The following is a 20073-nucleotide window of genomic DNA, read 5'->3' as shown; positions in this document are numbered from 1 at the left end:
GGAGCTGCTGCCCGCATCCTGTCCACTTATTGGCATCATAATCCGATTTCCTAGATTTCCTATTGAAACTGTAGGAATGAAGCGCGATAATAACCACCTGTTCAGTAGGAAATAAGGCGTTGAAGGAGTAGACAATGTCATTCGAGGTGGGGGCGGCGGTTGCCGTCGTTCTAATCGTCTTCGCCGCATTACTTGTGGCGTTGAAGTTCATGAAGAGCAAGGGGCTGTCGTTTACGGTCCGCGTGTTCTCGGCGCTTGGCATGGGCATCGTGTTGGGCGTGGCTATGCAATTGGCCTTGGGCCGCGGGTCGGATGCCGCGAAGTGCGCACTCGACTGGATGTCGCTTGTGGGCACGGGCTACATCAGCTTGCTCAAGATGCTCGTGATGCCGCTTATCTTCGTGGCGATCGTCGGTGCGTTCACGCGAACGGAGGCGACGGAGAACCTGGGCAAGATCGGTATCTCGGTGCTCGTAGTTTTGCTGGGCACGGTGGCTATCGCCGCTGTGTTCGGCTGGGCGACCATCGCCTTCTCGGGGCTGGCGGGCGCCGACTTCACGCAGGGCACGGTCGATGCGTCGAAGATGGACGCGCTGCAGACGCGCTCCGACAAGGTGGCAGACACCACGATTCCTCAGACCATCCTGTCGTTCATCCCGACAAACGTCTTCTCCGACCTTGCCGGCACGCGCTCGACGTCGACCATCGCCGTCGTCATCTTCTCGGCTATCGTGGGCATGGCTTACCTGAAGCTTCGCGATCGCGACTCTGAGCAGGCCGATCTCTTCCGCCGCATCATCGACAGCCTCTACGGCATCGTCATGTGCATCGTGAAGATGGTCATCGGGCTCACCCCCTACGGCGTCATGGCGCTCATCGCAAACGTCATGGCCACGAGCGATTTCGCGGCTATCGTCGATTTGGGCAAGTTCATCATCTTCTCGTATGTGGCCATCATTGCGATGTTCGTCGTGCACCTGATCATCCTCGCGGCGAATCGCGTGAACCCCGTCACGTACCTGAAGAAGGCGTTCCCCGTGCTGTCGTTCGCGTTCGTGTCGCGCACGAGCGCGGGTGCTCTGCCCATGAACATCGAGACGCAGTCGAAGGCGCTTGGCGTTGACGAGGCGACGGCGAACTTTGCGGCGAGTTTCGGCATGTCAATTGGCCAGAACGGCTGTGCGGGCATCTACCCGGCCATGATGGCGACGCTCATTGCGCCGACGGTCGGCATCAACGTGTTCGACCCGACGTGGGTGATCATGCTGATCGCCATCATCGTGATCAGCTCGTTCGGCGTGGCGGGCGTCGGCGGCGGCGCCACATTCGCGAGCCTTATCGTGCTCGGTACCATGGGGCTGCCGATCGAGATCGTGGGCCTTATGGCTTCGGTCGAGCCGCTCATCGACATGGGCCGCACCGCACTCAACGTGAGCGACTCCATGGTTGCGGGCGTTACGTCGGCGAATGTGAACAAGACGCTCGATCGCGAGATGTTCGCGAACCCCGAGGCGCGCATCACCGGAGCTGCGGCTGAGGGATAGGCGCTTTCTGAAAGAGGCGCGCGTGCAATCAAGCGCGGGTGCGGGCTGCGAGGCTTGCACCCGCGCTTTTTTATGCGAGCTGCGTGCGGGGAAAGGCCGCGGCGCGGGTTTCAACTGCGGGTCTGTGCCGCTCTTCCCGAGTTCGCTACAAGCGCAGACTCTCGTTCGCTTGCGCGATGACCTCGCTTATTTGGGCGGGGTGCGCGCTTGCGTACGTGGGGAAGGGAGCGGGCGGCGCGGGTGCGTCCTCGAAGGGGGCGATTTCGCGCACGTACCAGGTGACGTCGTGCCAAGCGCCGCAGGTGAAGCCCGCGTGCGGCTGCACTCCCATGAGCGCGAACCCGAACGTGCGGTGCAAGCGCTCGCTCGCAGCATTGGGGGAGGTCACCACGCCGTAGACCGCCTTCACACCCATAAGGCGCAGAAGCTCGATGAGCGCGGCGTACAGGCGACGCCCTGCGCCACGGCCCTGCGCAGCGGGCGCAAGATAGACGGAAAGCTCGGCGTTCCACTGGAAGGCGACGCGTTCGCGCAGCTCGTGGGCATAGGCGAACCCGACGATGCGCCCGCCTGCTTCCGCCACGAGGCAAGGGTGCTTTTCGCAGATGCGCGCGATGCGCTCGCGGTATGCCTCGCGCGAGGGCACTTCCTCTTCGAAGGTCACGGGCGTGTCGATGAAAGGAGCGTACACCGCCCGGATGCCGTCCGCGTCGTCGGCCGATGCCAGGCGGATGCGCAGCTGCGAGTCTGCAGACGTGCAACCAGCAGCGGAGGCATGCGGGCTTTCGGGCGCACATACGCCAGCGGGCGCATCCTCCCTCGCGCTATCAGGCTCACTCTCCCGCGGGGCAACAGAATCGCATGAGGGCGCATCGCACATGAAAAGGGCTCCTTCCCGAGCAATCGGATAGGAGCCCATGGTAGCATGTGCCTGTTTCAGCGGCTTTTCGAGTCGGCGAATCCCCCTTTATGTTGGCCTCGGTTCTCCTGCATGGGGGTATGTTGCTTCCGGCGGCTATCGCGCTTTTCCTTTTGCCGGGCCGCTCGGCAACTGCTCCGCTCGTCCCTTGGCGAACCCGTCCCCGCATCCTGCGTTGTGGATTTTCCCCATGACGGGCGATCCTTGCGCTATACTCTCTTCCACATGCGATGACGAAGACAGCGCACGTACGGCGAAGCTTCCAGAGATGGGGTTCATCGGCTGAAAGGCCCCAAGCGATGCGGCGTGCGATTCCCTTCCGAGCAGCGCGCCTGAACACGGACGCGGGGTCATCCCGCGAGACGAACGAAGTAGGGCACGACGGTTCGCCGCCGTTATCGGGCGAAACGAGTGGATATCTTTCACGTGGCATCGCGTTTTCGGCGGCGTTTCGGGAAGGTGTCAACCAGGGTGGTACCGCGAGGGCTTGTCTCTCGTCCTTGGAAATGAAGGCGAACGCGAAGGCGGGCGTCTTCCAGGGCGAGATGGCAAGCCCTTTTTTATTGGCGGAGCGCCCTTTGGGCCAGGTGGGGCGCTCGATATGAGAGGTGAAGGTGATTATGGCGATCACGGACGAGCTCGCGCAACTGCGTGAGCAAACCCTTGCGCGCATCGCGGAAGCCGACACGTCGGCGGCGCTCGAGAGCGTGCGCGTGGCGGTGCTCGGCAAGGCGGGTACGCTCACGGGCTACCTGCGCGGCATGGGCAAAGTCGCGAAGGAGGAGCGCGCCGTCGTCGGCAAGACGGTCAACGAGGTGCGCAATGTGGTGGAAGAGGCTCTCGAAGCCCGCAAGAAGAAGCTCGCAGCTGCCGAGTTGGAGGCCGCAATCGACGCAAGCGCCGTCGATGTCACGCTCCCCGGTCGCGCGCAGCAGATGGGCACGCGCCATCTGATCAACGCGATCACCGACGAGGTGTCGGAGATCTTCCTCGGCCTGGGCTACACCGTCGTCCACGGCCCCGAGGTCGAGACCGACTACTACAACTTCGAGGCGCTGAACGCCCCGAAGGACCATCCGTCCCGCTCGATGCAGGACACGTTCTACGTGCGCGACCTTTCGGGCGAGGCGTCGTCTGTGCGCGGCGAGTCCGACGTGCTTCTGCGCACGCAGACCTCCGGTGTGCAGGTGCACGTGATGGAGGATCAAAAGCCGCCGATCTACATCATCGCTCCCGGCAAGGTGTATCGCCGCGACGTGGCTGACCCTTCGCATCTCCCGCAGTTCACCCAGATCGAGGGCCTGGTCATCGACAAGGGGATCTCGTTCGGCGACCTTAAGGGCACGCTCGACTACTTCTGCAAGCAGATGTTCGGGCCCGATCGCAAGACTCGCTTCCGCGCACACTACTTCCCGTTCACCGAGCCCTCCGCCGAGGCCGACGTCTCCTGTGGCGTGTGCGGCGGCACGGGGCACCTGCATGACGGCGAGCGCTGCCGTATGTGCAAGGGCACGGGCTGGCTGGAAATCCTCGGCTGCGGCATGGTCGATCCGAACGTGCTCACCATGTCGGGCATCGATCCGGAGGAATACTCCGGCTTTGCGTTCGGCGTCGGTGTCGAGCGCGTGGCGTGCCTGAAGTACAACGTGCCCGACCTGCGCATGCTCCTCGAAGGCGACATGCGCTTCCTTCGCCAGTTCTAAATGCAGGACCGCGTTTGAGCTCGGCCGACGTACGCCATGCTCAAACAGTCCTGACTCGCACGAACAGCCCACTGGGCTGTTCGGCTCGTGCGGAACTGCGCGTGGCGCACGCCTGCCGAGCTCAAACGCTACAAGGCAAATTGCAAGAAAGAGAGAGTCATGAAAGTATCGCTGAAATGGCTTAACGAATACGTGGAGGTGCCGACTGACACTAAGGCGCTCTGCGACAAGCTCGACCTTACGGGTACGGGCGTCGAAGGCGTCGAGGTGCTCGGCGCCACGTTCGACGGCGTGGTCGTGGGCTACGTTGAGACCTGCGAGCCGCATCCCGATTCCGATCACATGCACGTGGTCGCGGTGAACACGGGCGCGGGCGAGCCTGTGCAAATCGTGTGCGGTGCACCGAACATCAAGGCGGGTATCAAGCTTCCCGTCGCGACCGTGGGGGCTGTGCTCCCCGGCGACTTCAAGATCAAGAAGTCGAAGCTGCGCGGCGTGGCGAGCGCGGGCATGTGCTGCTCGCGACGTGAGCTGGGGCTGGGCTCTGACCACGAGGGCATCTGGGTCCTCCCCGACGACGCCCCGGTGGGCACTCCCATCGCCGACTACCTGAAGCTGACCGACACGGTGCTCGATTTGGAGATCACGCCGAATCGTCCCGACAGCCTTTCGATCGTGGGGCTCGCGCGCGAGATGGGTGCAATGTATCGCCGCGATTGGAAAAACCCGCTCGACGAGATGGCCGCGAAGCTCGAGCTTGTCGACGACGGTATCGACGACGTCGCCGTGAATATCGAGGACTCCGTGCGCTGCCCGCGCTATTCTGCCCGCGTCATCCGCGGCGTGAAGGTGGGCCCGTCGCCTGACTGGATGGTCGAGCGCCTCGCTGCTATCGGGCAGCGTTCCATCAACAACATCGTCGACGTGACGAACTACATCCTGTTCCTGTTCGGCCAGCCGCTGCACGCTTTCGACTTGAACAAGCTGAAAGGCGCAGATGGGCGCGCCCATGTGGTGATTCGCGAGGCTGAGGACGGCGCGAAGTTTACCACGCTCGACGAAGTGGAGCGCATGCTTACTTCCGACATGACCGTCATCGCCACGCCCGAGCTTGGCCCTGTGGCGCTCGCGGGCGTCATGGGCGGCCTCGACACCGAGGTCACCGAGGAGACCACCGACATCCTGCTCGAGACGGCGACCTTCGAGCCGGGCCGTACCTCGCGCACCTCGCGCAACCTGGGCCTCATCTCCGAGAGCTCCATGCGCTACGAGCGCGGCGTGGACGATCACGGTATCGACGAGCGTTCTGCTGCCGCAGCGGCGCTCATCGTGGAAGTCGCCGGCGGCCAGGTGTCGGGCTCTGTCGGCGGCGGTGCGGGCATCGTGGACGAGTGGCCGAACGTCTCCGAAGAGGCTCACCTCACCTTCCGCATCCCGCGCTTCAACGCGATGATGGGTGCGAACATCTCCCGCGATTTCATCGTGGAGATCCTTGGGCGTCTGGGCTGCAAAGTGGAAGACGGCGCGGATGCCGACACGCTCGCGGTCACGTCGCCGACGTTCCGCCCCGACCTGCCGCGTGAGATCGACCTCTACGAGGAAGTGCTGCGCCTGTACGGCATGGATCAGATCGAGGCCACGCTTCCCGGCGGTCGCGGCCGCTTCGGCACGGTAAGCCACGAGCAGCACGTGAAGAACAAGGTCAACGACACGCTGCGCGCCTGCGGCATGAACGAGACGATGACCTACTCGTTCGCCGAGCCGAGCGAAATCGAGCGTTTGCGCCTGCCGCTTGAGGGCTTAGGCCAGGCCGTCGAGCTTCTGAACCCGATGAACGCCGAGCAGTCGGTCATGCGCCAAAGCATCATTCCCGGTCTCCTGCGCTCCATCGCTCACAACCAGAACCGCGGCGTGAAGAACATCCAGCTCTACGAGATGGGCCGCGTGTTCTTCGCCCACGAGGGCAAGAAGAAGCCCAAGGAGCGCGAGAAGCTCGCCGGCGTTTTGGCTGGTGCCGTGCGCGACGCCGGCTGGAACGAGTCGCCCGCTCCCTACGATTTCTTCGACGGCAAGGGCGTGCTCGAGAACCTCGCGCGTGAGCTTGCGCTTCCCAAGGTGCGTTTCAGGGCGCTCACCGCCGACGAGGCGCCGCAGCTGCAGCCCGGTCGCGCAGCCGAGATGCTCTCGGGCGGCACGTCGCTTGGCTGGGTGGGCGAGCTCCATCCGCTCGCCGTGGCTGCCTACGACGCGGCGGCGCCCGTCGTCGCCTTCGAGCTCGATCTCGAGGCGCTCGAGCGTGCGGCGCGTCCTGCGCGCGACTACGTCGACGTGCCCACGTTCCCCGCAGTGTCGATGGACATCGCGTTCGTCGTCGACGAGGACGTCACCCACGAGCGTCTCGTCCAGTGCATGACGTCTGCCGGCGGAAAGCTTTTGGAAGACGTGCGCTTGTTCGACGTTTACCGTGACGAGAAGCGCCTCGGCGCCGGCAAGAAGTCGATGGCGTACGCGCTTACCTATCGCGCTGTCGATCGCACGCTCACGAGCGACGAGGCGGAGAAGGCGCACGAGCGCATGGTGAAGAAGGTGTGCTCGGCGACAGGTGCCGAAGTCCGCGGGTAGAAGCACTCGTCCCATAATGAAAGAGCCGAGGATGTGGCGGCATCCTCGGCTCTTTGTGTTTCAGACCTCCTATAGTATAGGACGCCATCTATTAGTGGTCAAGCACTAAATCTCAAACGTGAGCCCGTCGTGGGCGGCCTCGACGCGGCCTTCGTACTGCGCGAGGAATTCCTCTAGCTCCACGAGCGTGATCGGCTCGTCGTAGTGCATGCACAGGTGCGTGAGGTAGATCTTGCCCGCATTCAGCGAAAGCCCTTCCTCGATGCATTCCTGCACGCTGTGGTGCGCGGCGGGGGACCAGTTGTTCTTCCAGAAGGTCGCGTCCATCGCGAGGATGTCGATATCCTGCAGGCGCTCGTAGGTCTCGGGCGGCAGCTTCCCGGTGTCGGAGGCGTAGAGCATGCGCGTGCCGTCGGTCTCGATGAGATAACCGTAGGTGCCCGCAGCGTGGGTGCAGGGGAGCGCCGTGTATTTCACGCCGTCGAATTCAACCGTGTCCATCGGCGCAATCTCGCGCATGTCGAGCGCATAGGTCATGTAGTGGAACTCCTGCGCGATGCCCGCGAGCGTCTCGGCGCTGCCGTAGATGGGGAGCGCCTCTTTCTGCTTCAGCTGCACGAGGTACTCGAGTTCCAAAAGCCCTCCCACATGGTCGGAGTGGCAATGGGTGTACAAGACCTCGTCAATGCGCCGCACGTTCTCGCGAATGCACTGATGGCGCAGGTCGGGGGGCGTGTCGATGAAAAGCGTCTTCTCGCCGCGGATCATAGTCCCGCAATCTCCGCGCCTCGCGCGCGGATTCGCCCGCGCCTCCTCGCATGCGGGGCAATCGCAGAAAAACGAGGGCACGCCGCAGCCCGCGCCCGTGCCCATAAAGGTGAAAGTGTGCTTTTTCATAAGGGTCTCTTTCTCGTTGCGCCATACGCCGCCGATTATACCCCGCTCGCCATGCAAAGCAGCCCCTTTGGGGGGACGAAGTATCGCGGCAGTCCGTAGGCAATAGCTATAATCCCTAACGAAGATTCGGTCGAATAGTCGTTCGCGTCAAGCCACGGGTCTATACCTGTGTTTTTTCGCGTTCGGTGCCGCGAAATCGGCGAGTGGTGGCATAAAGGAAGGCTTATTCCTGGCTCATACTGAAAGGTTTATCCGTCGGGGGAATTCAGACTGGCGGGGCGATGCTTGCAGAAGGGCTCTTCCGTACACTACCGCTGTCAACGCGTCGGGGCGTACTATGCGTTTTCGGACAATGCGCAGGTCGCAAAACCCGACGAACCGAATAGTAGGTGTCTGTAGGACGAGAAGAAGAGGGGAAGGTAGATGGCTGATAAGGTCAGCATTTACGACGAGAACGGCGAACTCGCCGAAGGCGTCGAGCGCATCAGAACGCAGTGCTATTTCTGCCATGCCAACTGCGGTGTCCTTGCCTATGTCAAGGACGGCGACGTAATCAAGATCGAAGGCGATCCCGATTACAACAACCAGGGTGGTCTGTGCTGCCGCGGTACGAGCGCGCTTTTGCACGTCAACCATCCCGCCCGCATCAACCATGCGCTCAAGCGCGCTGGCGAAAAGGGCGAGAACAAGTGGGAGCAGATCCCGTACGACCAGGCAATCAAAGAGGTTGCCGAGCGACTCAACCAGATCAAGGCAGAGTCGGGCGCTGAGGCGGTTGCCTCCGCGGGTGGTACGACCCGTACCGACGACTGGGCGCGTCGTCGCTTCCTGAACCAGTTCGGCACGCCGAACGGCTTCCATAACGCGCTTCTGTGCTGGATTCCGACGTTCATGGCCGAGACGGTCGTCGCCGGCTGGTCTCCGTTCGAGACCGACCTGGGCGCTGCGAAGTGCCTGATCCTTTGGGGCATGAACCCGGCTGCGTCTTCGCTGCCCTCCATGCACGGCTACACTGACCTTCAGCTCGCGGGCATGAAGATCATCTACGTCGATCCGCGTTTCTCCGAAACCGCCTGCAAGGCAGACCTGTGGCTGCCGCTGCGACCGGGCTCGGACACCGCGCTCTCGCTCGCGATGCTCAACGTCATCATCAACGAGTTCCTCTATGACTTCGAGTTCGTCGACCAGTGGTGCGACGGCTTCGAGGAGCTGCGTGAGCACATGGCTCCGTACACGCCGGAATGGGCTGCCCCCATCACCTGGCTCGACCCGGAGGACATCCGCAAGGCTGCTCGCATGTACGCGACCACCAAGCCCGGCTGCATCCAGTGGGGCTGCTCTTGGGACCAGTTCGGACCTGCGTCCGCGACCGGCTCTCAGGCTCGCCAGCTTATGCGCGCCATCACCGGCAACCTCGAGGTTCCCGGCGGCGACGGTATGCCCGGCCCTGCTCTCAACTTCATCACCGACGAAGAGCTCGAGCTCAACGAGCTGCTTCCCGAGGAGCAGAAGGCGAAGCAGATCGGTTCTGACAAGTTCAAGCTGACCTCTTGGCCCGGCTACACGCTCATCTCCAACAACGCCAAGCGCACCTGGGGCAAGACGCTTCCCGCAGAGTGGTTCTGCGAGGCTCACGGCCCGAGCGTGTTCAAGGCGATCCTCACCGGCGAGCCCTATCAGATCCGCGCTCTCATCTGCAACGCGACCAACCCGGTGAACTCCTACGGCGACTCCAAGATGACGCTCGCCGCCCTGAAGAAGGTCGAGTTCCTGGTCACCGTCGATTACTGGATGACCCCGGCAGCGCTCTTCTCCGACTACGTGTTCCCGGCCGCCGGCGCTCTTGAGCGTCCGACCATCGTCACGCACTACGGCGCAACCGACTCCGTCATGGGTGGCCGCCGCGCTATCCAGCCGAAGTTCGACCGTCACACCGACATGTCCTTCTGGCGCATGCTCGGCCTGGCCTGCGGACAGGATCCCGCAAACTGGCCGTGGGAGACTGAAGAGGAAGTCTACTCCTACATCATCGCGCCTCTGGGCCTTCCCTGCGCCGACTGGAACGACTTCGTCAACAACATCCGCATGTACTATCCGCCGCTGCACCAGAACAAGTACGTCACGCGCGGTGGCTTCTGGACGCCGACCGGCAAGATTGAGTGCAACTCCACGATCCTGCGCGAGCTGGGCTATCCTGGCATGCCGACCTACCTGCCCTGCGCCGAGAACGAGGTGGACAACCCCGAGCTCGCCGAAGAGTACCCGATCGTGCTCACCACGGGCGGCGGCTTCATGCCGTATCACCACTCCGAGCACTTCCAGATGCCGGGCATGCGCTACCTGTACCCCGACCCGTACTTCTCGATCAACCCCGAGCTCGCTGAGAAGCTCGGCATCGAGTACGGCGACTGGTGCTGGATCGAGACCCAGCGCGGCCGCATCAAGATGCGCGCGAACGTCGAGCCCGAGGTCGATCCTCGCGTCGTGTTCGTCCCGCGCGGCTGGTGGTTCCCCGAGCGCGACACCAACATCGACCTGGACAACCCGTTCGGCTGCCTCGAGTCCAACACCAACGTCCTCACTTCTGTCGACGAGTGGGATTGCGACCCGATGGGCGGTTCCTGGGCAAACCGCGGCCTGATGTGCAAGGTCTACAAGTGCACCGAGGCCGACCACGAGTGGAACGCCAAGGACAAGACCTGGTCCATCCCCGGTTGCGCGAAGACGCCGGGCATCTCCACCGACCCCGAGGATCTCAAGCACCGCGTGCTTCGCTGGGAGAAGCTTCCCTTCGAGGCTCCTGCCTGCACGAAGGAAATCCCCGAGGGCTTTAGCTGGCAGTGGCAAAACGATGCGGTCTATCAGGATTCCACCCAGTTCCGTCTGGACGATTCCGGCTGGCTGATCGACCCGAAGACCAACGAGTACGTCGATGCCCACACCGGTTGGTACTACGTTGCCGCTGAGAACTGCCTTACGGACAAGGCCACCGGCAAGAAGTACACGATGGAGCGCGAGGAGATCGCTGAGCTCGCGGGCATCCGTCTGTACCCGGGCCAGGATGCTCCCTACGCCGTGCCCGAGCAGCTCACCTGGGATCGTGAGAAGGGTTACGCTCGCCTCGGCGACAAGCCCTACATCTACAACCCTGAAAGCGGTTGGCTGATCGACCCCGCGACCAACGTCTACCATGACGCCTACTATGGCTGGGCCTACGACCCCACCACCAACGGCCTCATCGACGAGGAAACGGGCAAGCGTTACACGATGAGCTACGAAGCCATCGAGGAATAATCAGGCTATCGAGTAGGAAAGGATAGATAATGACTCGTTATGCTATGGTCATCGACCAGCGTCGTTGCATCGGCTGTCACTCCTGCACGGTTGCCTGCCGTACGTGGAACGACCTGCCGCTCGATATCATCTACAACCCCGTGGTGACCGAGGGCGCTCAGGGCAAATGGCCCCACGTCCATCGCACCTACACCCCGACGCTGTGCATGCACTGCGCCAACCCCGAGTGCGTTCCCTGCTGCCCGACCGGCGCGTCCCAGCAGGACGACGACGGCGTCGTGTGGATCGACTCCAAGAAGTGCATGGCCTGCAAGGTGTGCGTTAACGCCTGCCCCTACGGCATGCGCGACGCCTCGGTGCTCGGCCCGCGCCTGCACCGCTTCGTGCGCAAGTGCACCTTCTGCAAGGACCGCCGTGCGGAAGAGCCCGGCTCGATGCCGTACTGCGTGCAGACGTGCCACCAGAAGGCCCGTATCTTCGGCGACCTGGATGATCCCAACAGCGAAGTGTCGAAGCTCGTCAACTCGCTCCATACCGAGCGCCTGTTCACCGAGCATGGCACGGAGCCTCAGGTCTACTACATTCCGGATTTGGGAGGTCAGCGATAATGAAGCATCATTATTGGGAAGCGCCGATTGTCATCTACCTGTTCTTGGGTGGCCTCGGCGGCGGCATCATGTGCCTCACGGCTATCATGAGCCTTATCGTCAACCCTGGCACGGGTGCGCTCTTCTTCGTGCCGATGTTCTTCGCGCTCGCAGCGCTCGCTATCGGCTGTTTCTTCCTCGTGTTCGAGCTCGGTCAGCCGCTTGTGTTCTGGCGAGTGTGGACAACGGCGACGGCTATCATCAAGTGGGGCGCAACGCTCCTGGTCATCGCCATGTTCGGCGACATCTTCTGGCTGCTTGGCTATCTGGATGTGCTGCCGCTTGATTGGGGCTTCCTCGGCGCTATCGCCTCTGTGTTCGGTGGCGGTACCCCGGTGTTCGCCACGATCGCCGGCATCGCTGGCTTCGGCATTATGGTGTACACGGGCGTCATGCTCTCGACCCTGAAGGCTCACTCTTTCTGGGCGACCCCGGCTCTGCCCGTGCTGTTCACCATTTCGGCACTGTCCACCGCTTGCGCCGCTATCGCGCTGTCGCTGGGCATCTTCGCTGAGCCGACCGTGTTCTTCCTCGCTCAAATCGAGGAGATCCACGAGATCATCCACGTCGTCGACATCATCCTGGTCTGCGCGGAGATCACCGTTCTGCTCATCATGATTCTCTCCTTCCTGGGCGCTGGCAACGTCACCCAGAAGGCCGTTGCCCGTCGCTGGGTTGTCGGCAAGACTGCCCCGCTGTTCTGGCTTGGCATGATTGCCTGCGGTCTGGTCATCCCGTTCTTCCTGTACGTCTTCGGCGCTGGCTCCGCGGCTTCCACTGTGGTGGCTCCCGTCCTCGTGCTTTGCGGCGGCCTGCTGCTCCGTTATCTCTGCGTCTACTCCGACGAGCGCGCCGAGATTCCGGGCGAGAACCGTTACTGCAGCCGTACGGCTGACCCCCATGCTGAATTCGTTGAGCATTGGACCTACGGCGAGAACATGTACTAAGCTCTCGCTTGTAACCCAGGTCGTATAATCTGGGCACCTGATTGAGCATGTCGCGAACCCGACCTTAACGCGAGGTCGGGTTCGCCTTGTATCAAGCGCAGTTTTCCAGCATGAGGGCGAAGCGGTTGGGGCGCATTCGCATTGATGATGGAAAACTCTGCAAGCAAGGCAGGGGGAGGAGGTAAGACGCTGTGGGACCCTATACATTCAACGACGCATTGACGGGAAGCTCGATATCGTGCGATTATCCGGGGCTGCAGGCGCTCATGGTCGAGCAGTCGGGGGAAGCTGGCGGGTGCGACTCGCTGTTCTTTCCAGGGTGTTCGCTTATCAACTACGGCTTGCCGCTCGTGCAGTCGGTGTACGACCTGCTGAAATCCGCGGGTGAGGTTGAGGGTATCTCGCTTCTCTGCTGCGGGAAGATCTTGCAGTACGAGCCAGATGGGCCGGCGCAGCGTCGTGCCTTCGAGGCGGAACTTATCGAGCAGGTTGAGGCCCGCGGCGTGCGGCGCATCGTTGCCGCATGTCCGAACTGCGCGCTCGCGCTTCGTGGTGCGCTTGTTCGCGATGAGCGCACGCAGGGCGTGGAGATCGTTGCGCTTCCGCTACTGCTCGCACAGATGGGCTATCGCATCGATGCCGATGTGGCGCGCGAGCTGCTCACGCGCGAGTTCGCCTGGCGCCATCCCGACTGGTATGACGAGGCTGGCAACCCAACCGAGGCATGCAAGGCGCCTGAGCCGCTCTTGTTCATGCCGCACGATTCGTGCCCCGACAAGAAAACGGGGGAGTTCGCCGATGGGTTGCGCGCGCTCATGCCCGAAGGGTTGCTTGTCGAGGGCGAGAAGGTGCGCAAGCGCTCGGTGTGCTGCGGGTCGCTCGCCCGCGCAGCTGGCAAGACCGAACTTGCCGACAGCCAGGCGCGCGAACATGGGCAAGACGCGTGCGGCCTTGGCGCAAGCGCGATTGTTACGGCGTGTGTGAGCTGCACGTTCCAGTTGATGATGGCGCAGCGCGATGTTCCCGTGTTCCATTATCTCGAGCTGCTCTTCAACTGGCGCATCGACTGGTACCATGCCGATGTTTACATGAAACTGCGATTCCTGTTCGACGATTCCCTTGGCGTTGAGAAGCAGGACGCAAGTGCGAGGAGCTTCGTTGGACTCGGCGGCGAGGGAGCCGCGAAGGAGGATGCGTAAATGCGCAAGGTGCGCAAAACGAACTGTCATTTCTGCGGGTATCTCTGTGCCTTCTTCGCGACGGTGGAAGACGGTCGCGTTGTCGATTTGGAGCCCGATTCGTCGCGCTACCCTTACGACCCGAAGGTGCTTGCGGGATGCCGTCGCTGGAAGATGAATCTCGACGTGCTCGACGGCGACGACCGTGTGAACTACCCGCTACGGCGCGTTGGCGAGCGCGGGGCGAATACATGGGAGCGCGTGAGCTGGGATGAAGCGCTCGACAACATCGCGCAGCGCCTCTCGCAGCTTCGCGACCAGTATGGCTCCGAAACGCTCGCGTCGATGATCGGCGGACCTCACGCGTCGTTTTGGCCGCTCCATCGCTTTATGAACATGTTCGGTTCGCCGAATAACATGGGCATCGGGCAGATCTGTTGGAACCCGCGTATCTGGATGGATGCGATTACCTTCGGCTGGACGATCGAGGCCGACATCAACGATGACACGGAATGCGTCTTCATCTGGGGAACGAACCCGGCGGAGTCCGACAATTCGCTGTGGTGGCAGTCGATTCGACGTCTTGGGAAATCGGACACGCCGCTCGTGGTGATTGACCCGCGTTTCACCAAGACCGCCTCCTGTGCCGATCTATGGATCGCACCGAAGACGGGAACGGATTGCGCGCTTGCGCTCGGTTTTGCGAACGTAATCATCTCCGAGGGCTTGTACGACCGCGATTTCGTGGCGGAATGGTGTCACGGCTTCGACGAATTCGCCGAGCATGTGGCGCGCTACACTCCTGAATACGTTGCCGAATTCTGCGGTGTTTCGGCTGATGACGTGCGTACGGCTGCACGCTGGTTCGGACGTGCCCAGGCGGCGGCGCTCGTGTCGGGGCGCGGCATCGATCAGTCGGGGCGCAACGTGGCGCCCACGCACCGCGCGATCTGCTGCCTGCGTGCGATCACGGGCAACGTCGACAAGCCCGGCGCCTGCATCATCACGGAGATGAGCGACTTCACCACAGAAGTCGAGCTCGAGATGACCGACGAGATGGCGCCCGGGCACAAGGCGCGCTGCCTGAACACCCCCTACACGCCGCTTCAGTGCTACGAGGGCTACGCGAAGGTGCAGAAGATAACCGAGCGTTTGGGCTGCAGGCTTCCGACGCGCTACATGACGTCGGCCCATCCCGACCTGGTACTTCGCGCGATGGAGACGGGCGAGCCCTATCCGGTGCGCGCGCTTATCGTGAACGCGACGAACCCGTTGCTCACCTATGCCGATACGCATCGCGTATTCAATGCGCTTATGGGCCTCGACCTGATCGTGGTGATCGACTACTACCTGACGCCGACTGCCTCGATTGCCGACTTCGTCCTGCCCTGCGCAGGCGCGATCGAGCGGCCTCTCTTCCAGCAGCATGGCGGCGTCGCGAACATTGCCTATGGTGGCCCGGCGGCAGTCGAACCCTACTACGAGCGCAAAAGCGACTACGACATCTTCCGCGCCTTGGGCCTTCGCCTGGGGCAGGCTGAGGCGTGGCCGCACGAGACGTTCAAAGACGCGCTTGAGGATGTGCTCGCCCGCGCGGGCATGACCTGGGATGATTATTGCGAGCAGGGTATGTACTTCCGCCCGCCCGTCCCCTTCAAGTACCTGTATCCCGACGAGACGGGCAATCCTCGGGGCTTCGCCACCACCACGGGAAAGATCGAGCTTGCAAGCGAGATCCTTCCCGATTTCGGCGGCCAGCGCCTGCCCGAGCCTGCGCCCTGTCTCTCGCTTTGCTCGGATGAGCTTATTAAGCGCGCCGAGACGTGTGGGGGAGCGCATCTGGCGATGGTCACCGGCGCCCGCAAGCAGCCCTATAATGCGTCGATGTACTTCAACAATCCGAAGTTCCGCAAATCCTCGCCGCATCCCGCGGTGGAGATTTCTCCTGCAACGGCGGAGCGTCTGGGGCTTTGCGCGGGGGATACCGTCGAGGTTGCTACCGACAAGGGAAGCGCGCGCTTCGTGCTGGAGATCCGCACGATGCGCGATGATCTGGTGAATGTCGATTATGGCTGGTGGCATCCCGAATGGACGCCCGGCGCGCCCGACTTCGGCGGCATGTGGGAGTCGAACGTGAACTGCCTGACGACCTGCTCGGTTGCGACGGGCGAGCCCATGATCGGCACCTGGTGGTACAACGCCATCGATTGCGTGATCAGGAAGGTCGATGCAACCCTTTCATGGCAGCGTGATTCCTGCGTGGAAGATGCAGCCGATGCGGGCAAGGACAGCGCCAGATAGCTGTTCGCGTCCTATAATGTGCAAGGTACACTACTAGTGGTGAATGCGCTCGAAATCGAGCGGAAGACATACGAAGGAGAGTATTGTGGCAGAGAAAAAGCAAGCGTTGCTCCTGTTCTGCAAGCCGCCCGTCCCGGGCCTGGTGAAGACGCGCCTGACGATTGAGCGCGGCGGCTTCTTGAGCCCCGAGCAGGCGGCGGAGCTGTTCCGCCGTTGCCTGTACGATGTGAGCGAGATGTGCATGCAGGCGCTTCTGTCGATGCAGGCGGACAACGATGCCCTCGGTGCCGAGGACCCGTCGGTTGACAAGATTACCTACGATTTCTTCGTGTCGACTACGCCTGCCGACAACGTCGAGCTCATGCGCGAGACCTACGACGCGCTCGGCAAGTGGCCAATGGAAATCCACTACATCACCGACAAGGGCGCCACGTTCGACGACCACTTCGACGACGCCTTCAAGCAGATTTTCGACATGGGCTATGAGCACATCGTCTCTGTCGGCGGCGACGTCCCGACCATGCCGATCACCCATATCTCCCAGGCATTCCAGTGGCTGGACTACTTCCAGGACTTGGGAACCCCGGGCTTTGTGCAGGCGCCTTGCCAGGAGTGCGGCACGTCGCTCGTCGGCTTCAGCCACAACACGCCGATCAACCACCAGGGCGTGTACTACAACCTCACCGGCAAGCCCGCGCTCGACGCGTACGTGGAGAAGCTCCAAGAGATGGACATCCCCTCGGCGTACTTCACGCCCGTTGCCGACATCGATGAGAAGGTCGACCTCGCACACGCCGTTTCCTGCATCCGCGCGATCAAGGAGGCTGCGAAGTACCAGACCGAGATCTACGTGCCGCAGCGCGTGCTCGATTGGTGCGATTTCATGAACATCCGCGTTTCCACGCCGCCGAACGACAACCACGACCCTCGCCAGTACATCGACGAGGAATAGGAGGTTGCTGCGGCTTATCAGCCGCCGCAACGGGCCGACGCTGCGCGGCGCTCTGGCGGCACAGATGGCGCTCCAAAGACTTCTTGCGTACCGAAGTACGCGTCGAAGCCTTTTCACGCCAGCTGCACTCGCCGGAACGCCGCTCGCTGACGCTTCGGCGATAGGGGAGATTTCCATCTCTTGCGGCCCGTGGAACGAGCCGTTGTTTCAGACCAGATAGGACGAGATTTTGCGTACTTTGCATACTACGGGGGCACTGTGTCCAACGTGCCTGAAGGAGTTGCCGGCGGAGGTGTACGCCGACAATGAAGGGGTCGTGTGGATGACGCGCACGTGCCCCGAGCACGGCAAGCTCGACACACGCATGTGGCCTTCCGCTGAGCACTACGAGTGGCTGCTTTCAGAAGCGTTCGAGAAGACCAAGCCGCAAAACACCATTCCCGTGACGGACAAATGCCCGTTCGGGTGCGGCACGTGCGCGCGCCACGAACGTCGCGGCACGCTGCTCGAAATCGAGGTCACGCGCAACTGCAACCTGCATTGCCCCGTGTGCTTCATGAGCGCCGAGACCGGCGAGGGCGATCCGACGCTCGACGAGATTTCGGCGATGTACGACGTTATCTCGAACGCCGTGGGAACCGACGGCGCCGTACAGATCACCGGTGGCGAACCGACGTGCCGCAAGGACTTGGTCGACATCATCTACATGGGTCGCCAAAAGGGTTTCTGGGGCATTGAGGTTAATACGAACGGCCTGGTCATCGCGAATAAGGAAGGCTATCTCGAAGACCTTGTCGCCGCGGGTCTTACGGGCGTGTACCTGTCCTTCGACGGTCTTACGGGCGATGTGTACAAGGGTACGTGCGGGCGCGATATCCTGGCGACCAAGCTCAAGGTGATCGAGCGCTGCCGCGAGGTCGGCATTCAGGTGGTGCTCTCCGTCGCGGTTGTTTCCGGCCTCAACGACGACCAGCTCGGCGATCTTCTGCGTTTCTCTCTCGAAAACGCCGACGTCGTGGCCGGTCTGGCGCTTCAGCCCGCCTTCACCTCCGGGCGTTTCGACGCCGAGCGCGCGATGCCCATGAGCGCGGGCGACGTCATCTTCGATCTGGCCGCGCAGTCCGACGGTCTGCTGCGTGTGGAAGACATCTGGCCGCTCGGCTGCTCGAACCCGCTGTGCGACACTGGCGTGTTCCTGGTTCACGGCACCCCGCCCGAGGGCGTGCCCGCGCACCCGTCGGGCTTCTATCCAGCGACGCGCGCGATGACGACTGAAGAATATCGCGAGGGTTACAGCCCCGACAGCCCTCAAGGGTCGGTGTTCTTAGACATCCTCTCCAAGAAGGGCGTCGAGGTGAAAAGCGGCCTGTCGGTCATCATCATGAACTACATGGACGCCATCTCCATGGATACGCAGCGCCTGCGCGAGTGCTCCATGATGGTCACTGTTCCTGATGGGAGAGCCATTCCCTTTTGCTCGTACCACCTGACGGATTCCTCGGGGCGTCGCGTGTATCCGCCTTGGTGCAAGGAAGAATTGCGGTAGCGAACATGGATACTCAAGATCAGATTGCGTTGTGGGATGCTTCCAACGACGCGAGTGAGACCGTTTATTCGGTGACGAACGATGCATCGCGCTGCGTGAAATGCGGCTTGTGCATCGCGTTTTGCCCCTGCAACGTGCTCGAAGCGGACGAGGAGGGCTATCCTTTCGCGGCCCATATCGACAACTGCGTGGGGTGCACCACCTGCGCGGGCAACTGCCCTCAGCGTGCGCTCACCGTTGAATGCGAGGGCGATGCGACCTACGATCCCTTCGCGGATGAGCCGCGCGCGGAGCCGATCGACCCCGAACTTCACCGACGTTACGCCGAGCTGGAGCACACCATCATGGAAAAGCTCGACCTGCGCTGGCGTCCCGTCGCGGTGAGCCTCATCGACAAGGATGAGCTTCTGCCCGACGTCCCCATGCCCTCTGAGAACCTGCGCTTTTGCCAGGCGATGATGGCAGCGCGGCGCGGAGCGAGCATCCTCATGCCGCCGTTTCGCCATTCATGCCCTGATGGTACGTCGATTTTCGGCATGACGGGCGTTCCCGAGAAGCTGGCGACAGGCGAGATTTACGTGCTCTTCCATAAGGTGGTGAACGCGGAGGCTGCCGCGCGCATGGTGCGCGAGCGCCCGACGCTGCCCCCTCATAGCCGCCGTGCCACTTACGTGGCACCGCTTTCGAAGACGGTACGCAAGCCCGAGGTGGTCGTGTTCACCGGCACGCCCGAGCAGATGATGTGGCTGTGCATGTCGATGAGCTACTACAGCGGCCATCGCTTCGACTTCCATGCATCGGGCTTCAATTCGATGTGTGTGGAAGCGGTGCTGTATCCCCTGATGGAAGAGGAGCCGAATATCACGTTCGGGTGCTACGGTTGCCGCGCGGCGACCGATATCGGCGAGGATATGATGTTCATGGGCATCCCGACTGACCGCTTGGAAACGGTGGCTCAGGGGTTGACGGAGCTTTCGCTGAAGGCCATCCCGCATTCGCGCATGAAGATCTACGTGCCGCCGATTATGTAGCATAGGCCTGTTCATGAGCGATTTGTTTACACTGCGACCGGCTCGCGAGGGCGACTGGGAGCTTATCAACTACTACGCATACCACGAGGGGATGGACGCCATCCCCTCGCTTGACAACGTCACCGTCGCTGCAAATGGGGACGACGACTGCGTGGGTTTTTGCCGTCTTGCCTTCAGCGAGGCGGGGATTGCGCACGTGAATCCCGTGGTCATCAACGAGCAATGGCGTGGCTATGGCGTCGGGCGCGCGCTTATCGACGATGCTCGGGCGCACCATGACGAGATTCGCCTCGTGGCGCGCGGAAAATCGATCGAGTTCTACCGTATTTTGGGATTCGTCGAGATTCCCTGGGACGATATTGCCCCAGGCGTGACGGAGGAATGCGATGGCTGCCCGCTTATCGAGGAGTGCGGGCCGCTTCCTATGGGCTGGAAGCGCGAGGGCGCGTAAAGCGCTCGCGAGTGCGAATCAAGAATCAAGTACGGGGTCTG

At 62.2% G+C, this 20073-nt stretch carries 14 protein-coding genes; 12 read left to right on the top strand and 2 right to left on the bottom strand.

Annotated features, from left to right (window positions below):
- Positions 1–134 precede the first annotated feature (134 nt).
- The gene (locus Q0G85_RS02340) at positions 135–1544 is read left to right on the top strand and encodes an L-cystine transporter (protein ID WP_297154356.1); all 1410 of its coding nucleotides are present in this window, start codon (positions 135–137) and stop codon (positions 1542–1544) included.
- Between the two features lie 145 nt (positions 1545–1689).
- Here Q0G85_RS02340 and Q0G85_RS02335 read toward each other — a convergent pair whose 3' ends face one another.
- Positions 1690–2424, bottom strand: coding sequence for a GNAT family N-acetyltransferase (locus Q0G85_RS02335; protein WP_297154355.1), 735 nt, complete (start codon positions 2422–2424; stop codon positions 1690–1692).
- A 659-nt stretch (positions 2425–3083) separates the two neighbouring features.
- On the opposite strand from Q0G85_RS02335, the gene pheS reads away from it, so the two are divergent.
- Both pheS and pheT read left to right on the top strand, forming a co-directional pair.
- The gene (gene pheS, locus Q0G85_RS02330; protein ID WP_297154352.1) at positions 3084–4166 is read left to right on the top strand and encodes a phenylalanine--tRNA ligase subunit alpha; all 1083 of its coding nucleotides are present in this window, start codon (positions 3084–3086) and stop codon (positions 4164–4166) included.
- 159 nt (positions 4167–4325) lie between these two features.
- A complete protein-coding gene (gene pheT / locus Q0G85_RS02325) occupies positions 4326–6788 on the top strand; it encodes a phenylalanine--tRNA ligase subunit beta (RefSeq protein ID WP_297154350.1) in 2463 nt (820 codons plus the stop codon).
- Between the two features lie 105 nt (positions 6789–6893).
- Here the strand turns inward: pheT and Q0G85_RS02320 are convergent, their stop codons facing one another.
- Complete coding sequence (locus tag Q0G85_RS02320) at positions 6894–7685, bottom strand: MBL fold metallo-hydrolase (protein WP_297154347.1); 792 nt, start codon at positions 7683–7685, stop codon at positions 6894–6896.
- 423 nt (positions 7686–8108) lie between these two features.
- Between Q0G85_RS02320 and Q0G85_RS02315 the strand changes: the two genes are divergently transcribed.
- The 9 genes from Q0G85_RS02315 to Q0G85_RS02275 all read left to right on the top strand — a co-directional run bounded on the left by Q0G85_RS02315 (position 8109) and on the right by Q0G85_RS02275 (position 20032).
- Positions 8109–10979, top strand: a complete 2871-nt coding sequence (locus tag Q0G85_RS02315; RefSeq protein ID WP_297154344.1) for a molybdopterin-dependent oxidoreductase — start codon at positions 8109–8111, stop codon at positions 10977–10979.
- Between the two features lie 29 nt (positions 10980–11008).
- Entirely contained in the window at positions 11009–11587 is a 579-nt protein-coding gene (locus Q0G85_RS02310; protein ID WP_296060434.1) for a 4Fe-4S dicluster domain-containing protein, read from the top strand.
- On the top strand, positions 11587–12573 hold the full coding sequence (gene nrfD, locus Q0G85_RS02305) for an NrfD/PsrC family molybdoenzyme membrane anchor subunit (protein ID WP_297154342.1): 987 nt from the start codon (positions 11587–11589) through the stop codon (positions 12571–12573). The genes Q0G85_RS02310 and nrfD overlap by 1 nt, the downstream gene beginning before the upstream one ends.
- Before the next feature lie 191 nt (positions 12574–12764).
- A complete protein-coding gene (locus tag Q0G85_RS02300; RefSeq protein WP_297154340.1) occupies positions 12765–13772 on the top strand; it encodes a (Fe-S)-binding protein in 1008 nt (335 codons plus the stop codon).
- A complete protein-coding gene (locus Q0G85_RS02295; RefSeq protein WP_297154338.1) occupies positions 13773–16052 on the top strand; it encodes a molybdopterin-dependent oxidoreductase in 2280 nt (759 codons plus the stop codon). It abuts the gene before it with no gap.
- An 85-nt stretch (positions 16053–16137) separates the two neighbouring features.
- Positions 16138–17004, top strand: coding sequence for a DUF2064 domain-containing protein (locus tag Q0G85_RS02290; RefSeq protein ID WP_297154336.1), 867 nt, complete (start codon positions 16138–16140; stop codon positions 17002–17004).
- A gap of 292 nt (positions 17005–17296) precedes the next feature.
- Positions 17297–18550 (top strand): radical SAM protein, encoded by a 1254-nt coding sequence (locus Q0G85_RS02285; RefSeq protein ID WP_297154334.1) that lies wholly within the window; start codon positions 17297–17299, stop codon positions 18548–18550.
- A 5-nt stretch (positions 18551–18555) separates the two neighbouring features.
- Positions 18556–19581 carry a DUF169 domain-containing protein gene (locus Q0G85_RS02280; protein WP_297154332.1) on the top strand — a complete coding sequence of 342 codons (1026 nt, stop codon included), beginning with the start codon at positions 18556–18558 and terminating at the stop codon, positions 19579–19581.
- A 13-nt stretch (positions 19582–19594) separates the two neighbouring features.
- Entirely contained in the window at positions 19595–20032 is a 438-nt protein-coding gene (locus Q0G85_RS02275; protein WP_297154330.1) for a GNAT family N-acetyltransferase, read from the top strand.
- The last annotated feature ends 41 nt before the right edge of the window (positions 20033–20073 follow it).

Origin of the sequence: uncultured Ellagibacter sp., assembly GCF_934617235.1 — a bacterium.
Lineage (GTDB): Bacteria > Actinomycetota > Coriobacteriia > Coriobacteriales > Eggerthellaceae > Ellagibacter.
The sequence above is the reverse complement of the archived record's forward strand: the minus strand, read 5'-3'. Positions and strand labels throughout refer to the sequence as shown.

Coding starts and splice junctions, on each gene's coding strand:
- Q0G85_RS02340 (WP_297154356.1), top strand. CDS start 135: ATGTCATTCGAGGTGGGGGCGGCGGTTGCCGTCGTTCTAATCGTCTTC.
- Q0G85_RS02335 (WP_297154355.1), bottom strand. CDS start 2,424: ATGTGCGATGCGCCCTCATGCGATTCTGTTGCCCCGCGGGAGAGTGAG.
- pheS (WP_297154352.1), top strand. CDS start 3,084: ATGGCGATCACGGACGAGCTCGCGCAACTGCGTGAGCAAACCCTTGCG.
- pheT (WP_297154350.1), top strand. CDS start 4,326: ATGAAAGTATCGCTGAAATGGCTTAACGAATACGTGGAGGTGCCGACT.
- Q0G85_RS02320 (WP_297154347.1), bottom strand. CDS start 7,685: ATGAAAAAGCACACTTTCACCTTTATGGGCACGGGCGCGGGCTGCGGC.
- Q0G85_RS02315 (WP_297154344.1), top strand. CDS start 8,109: ATGGCTGATAAGGTCAGCATTTACGACGAGAACGGCGAACTCGCCGAA.
- Q0G85_RS02310 (WP_296060434.1), top strand. CDS start 11,009: ATGACTCGTTATGCTATGGTCATCGACCAGCGTCGTTGCATCGGCTGT.
- nrfD (WP_297154342.1), top strand. CDS start 11,587: ATGAAGCATCATTATTGGGAAGCGCCGATTGTCATCTACCTGTTCTTG.
- Q0G85_RS02295 (WP_297154338.1), top strand. CDS start 13,773: ATGCGCAAGGTGCGCAAAACGAACTGTCATTTCTGCGGGTATCTCTGT.
- Q0G85_RS02280 (WP_297154332.1), top strand. CDS start 18,556: ATGGATACTCAAGATCAGATTGCGTTGTGGGATGCTTCCAACGACGCG.
- Q0G85_RS02275 (WP_297154330.1), top strand. CDS start 19,595: ATGAGCGATTTGTTTACACTGCGACCGGCTCGCGAGGGCGACTGGGAG.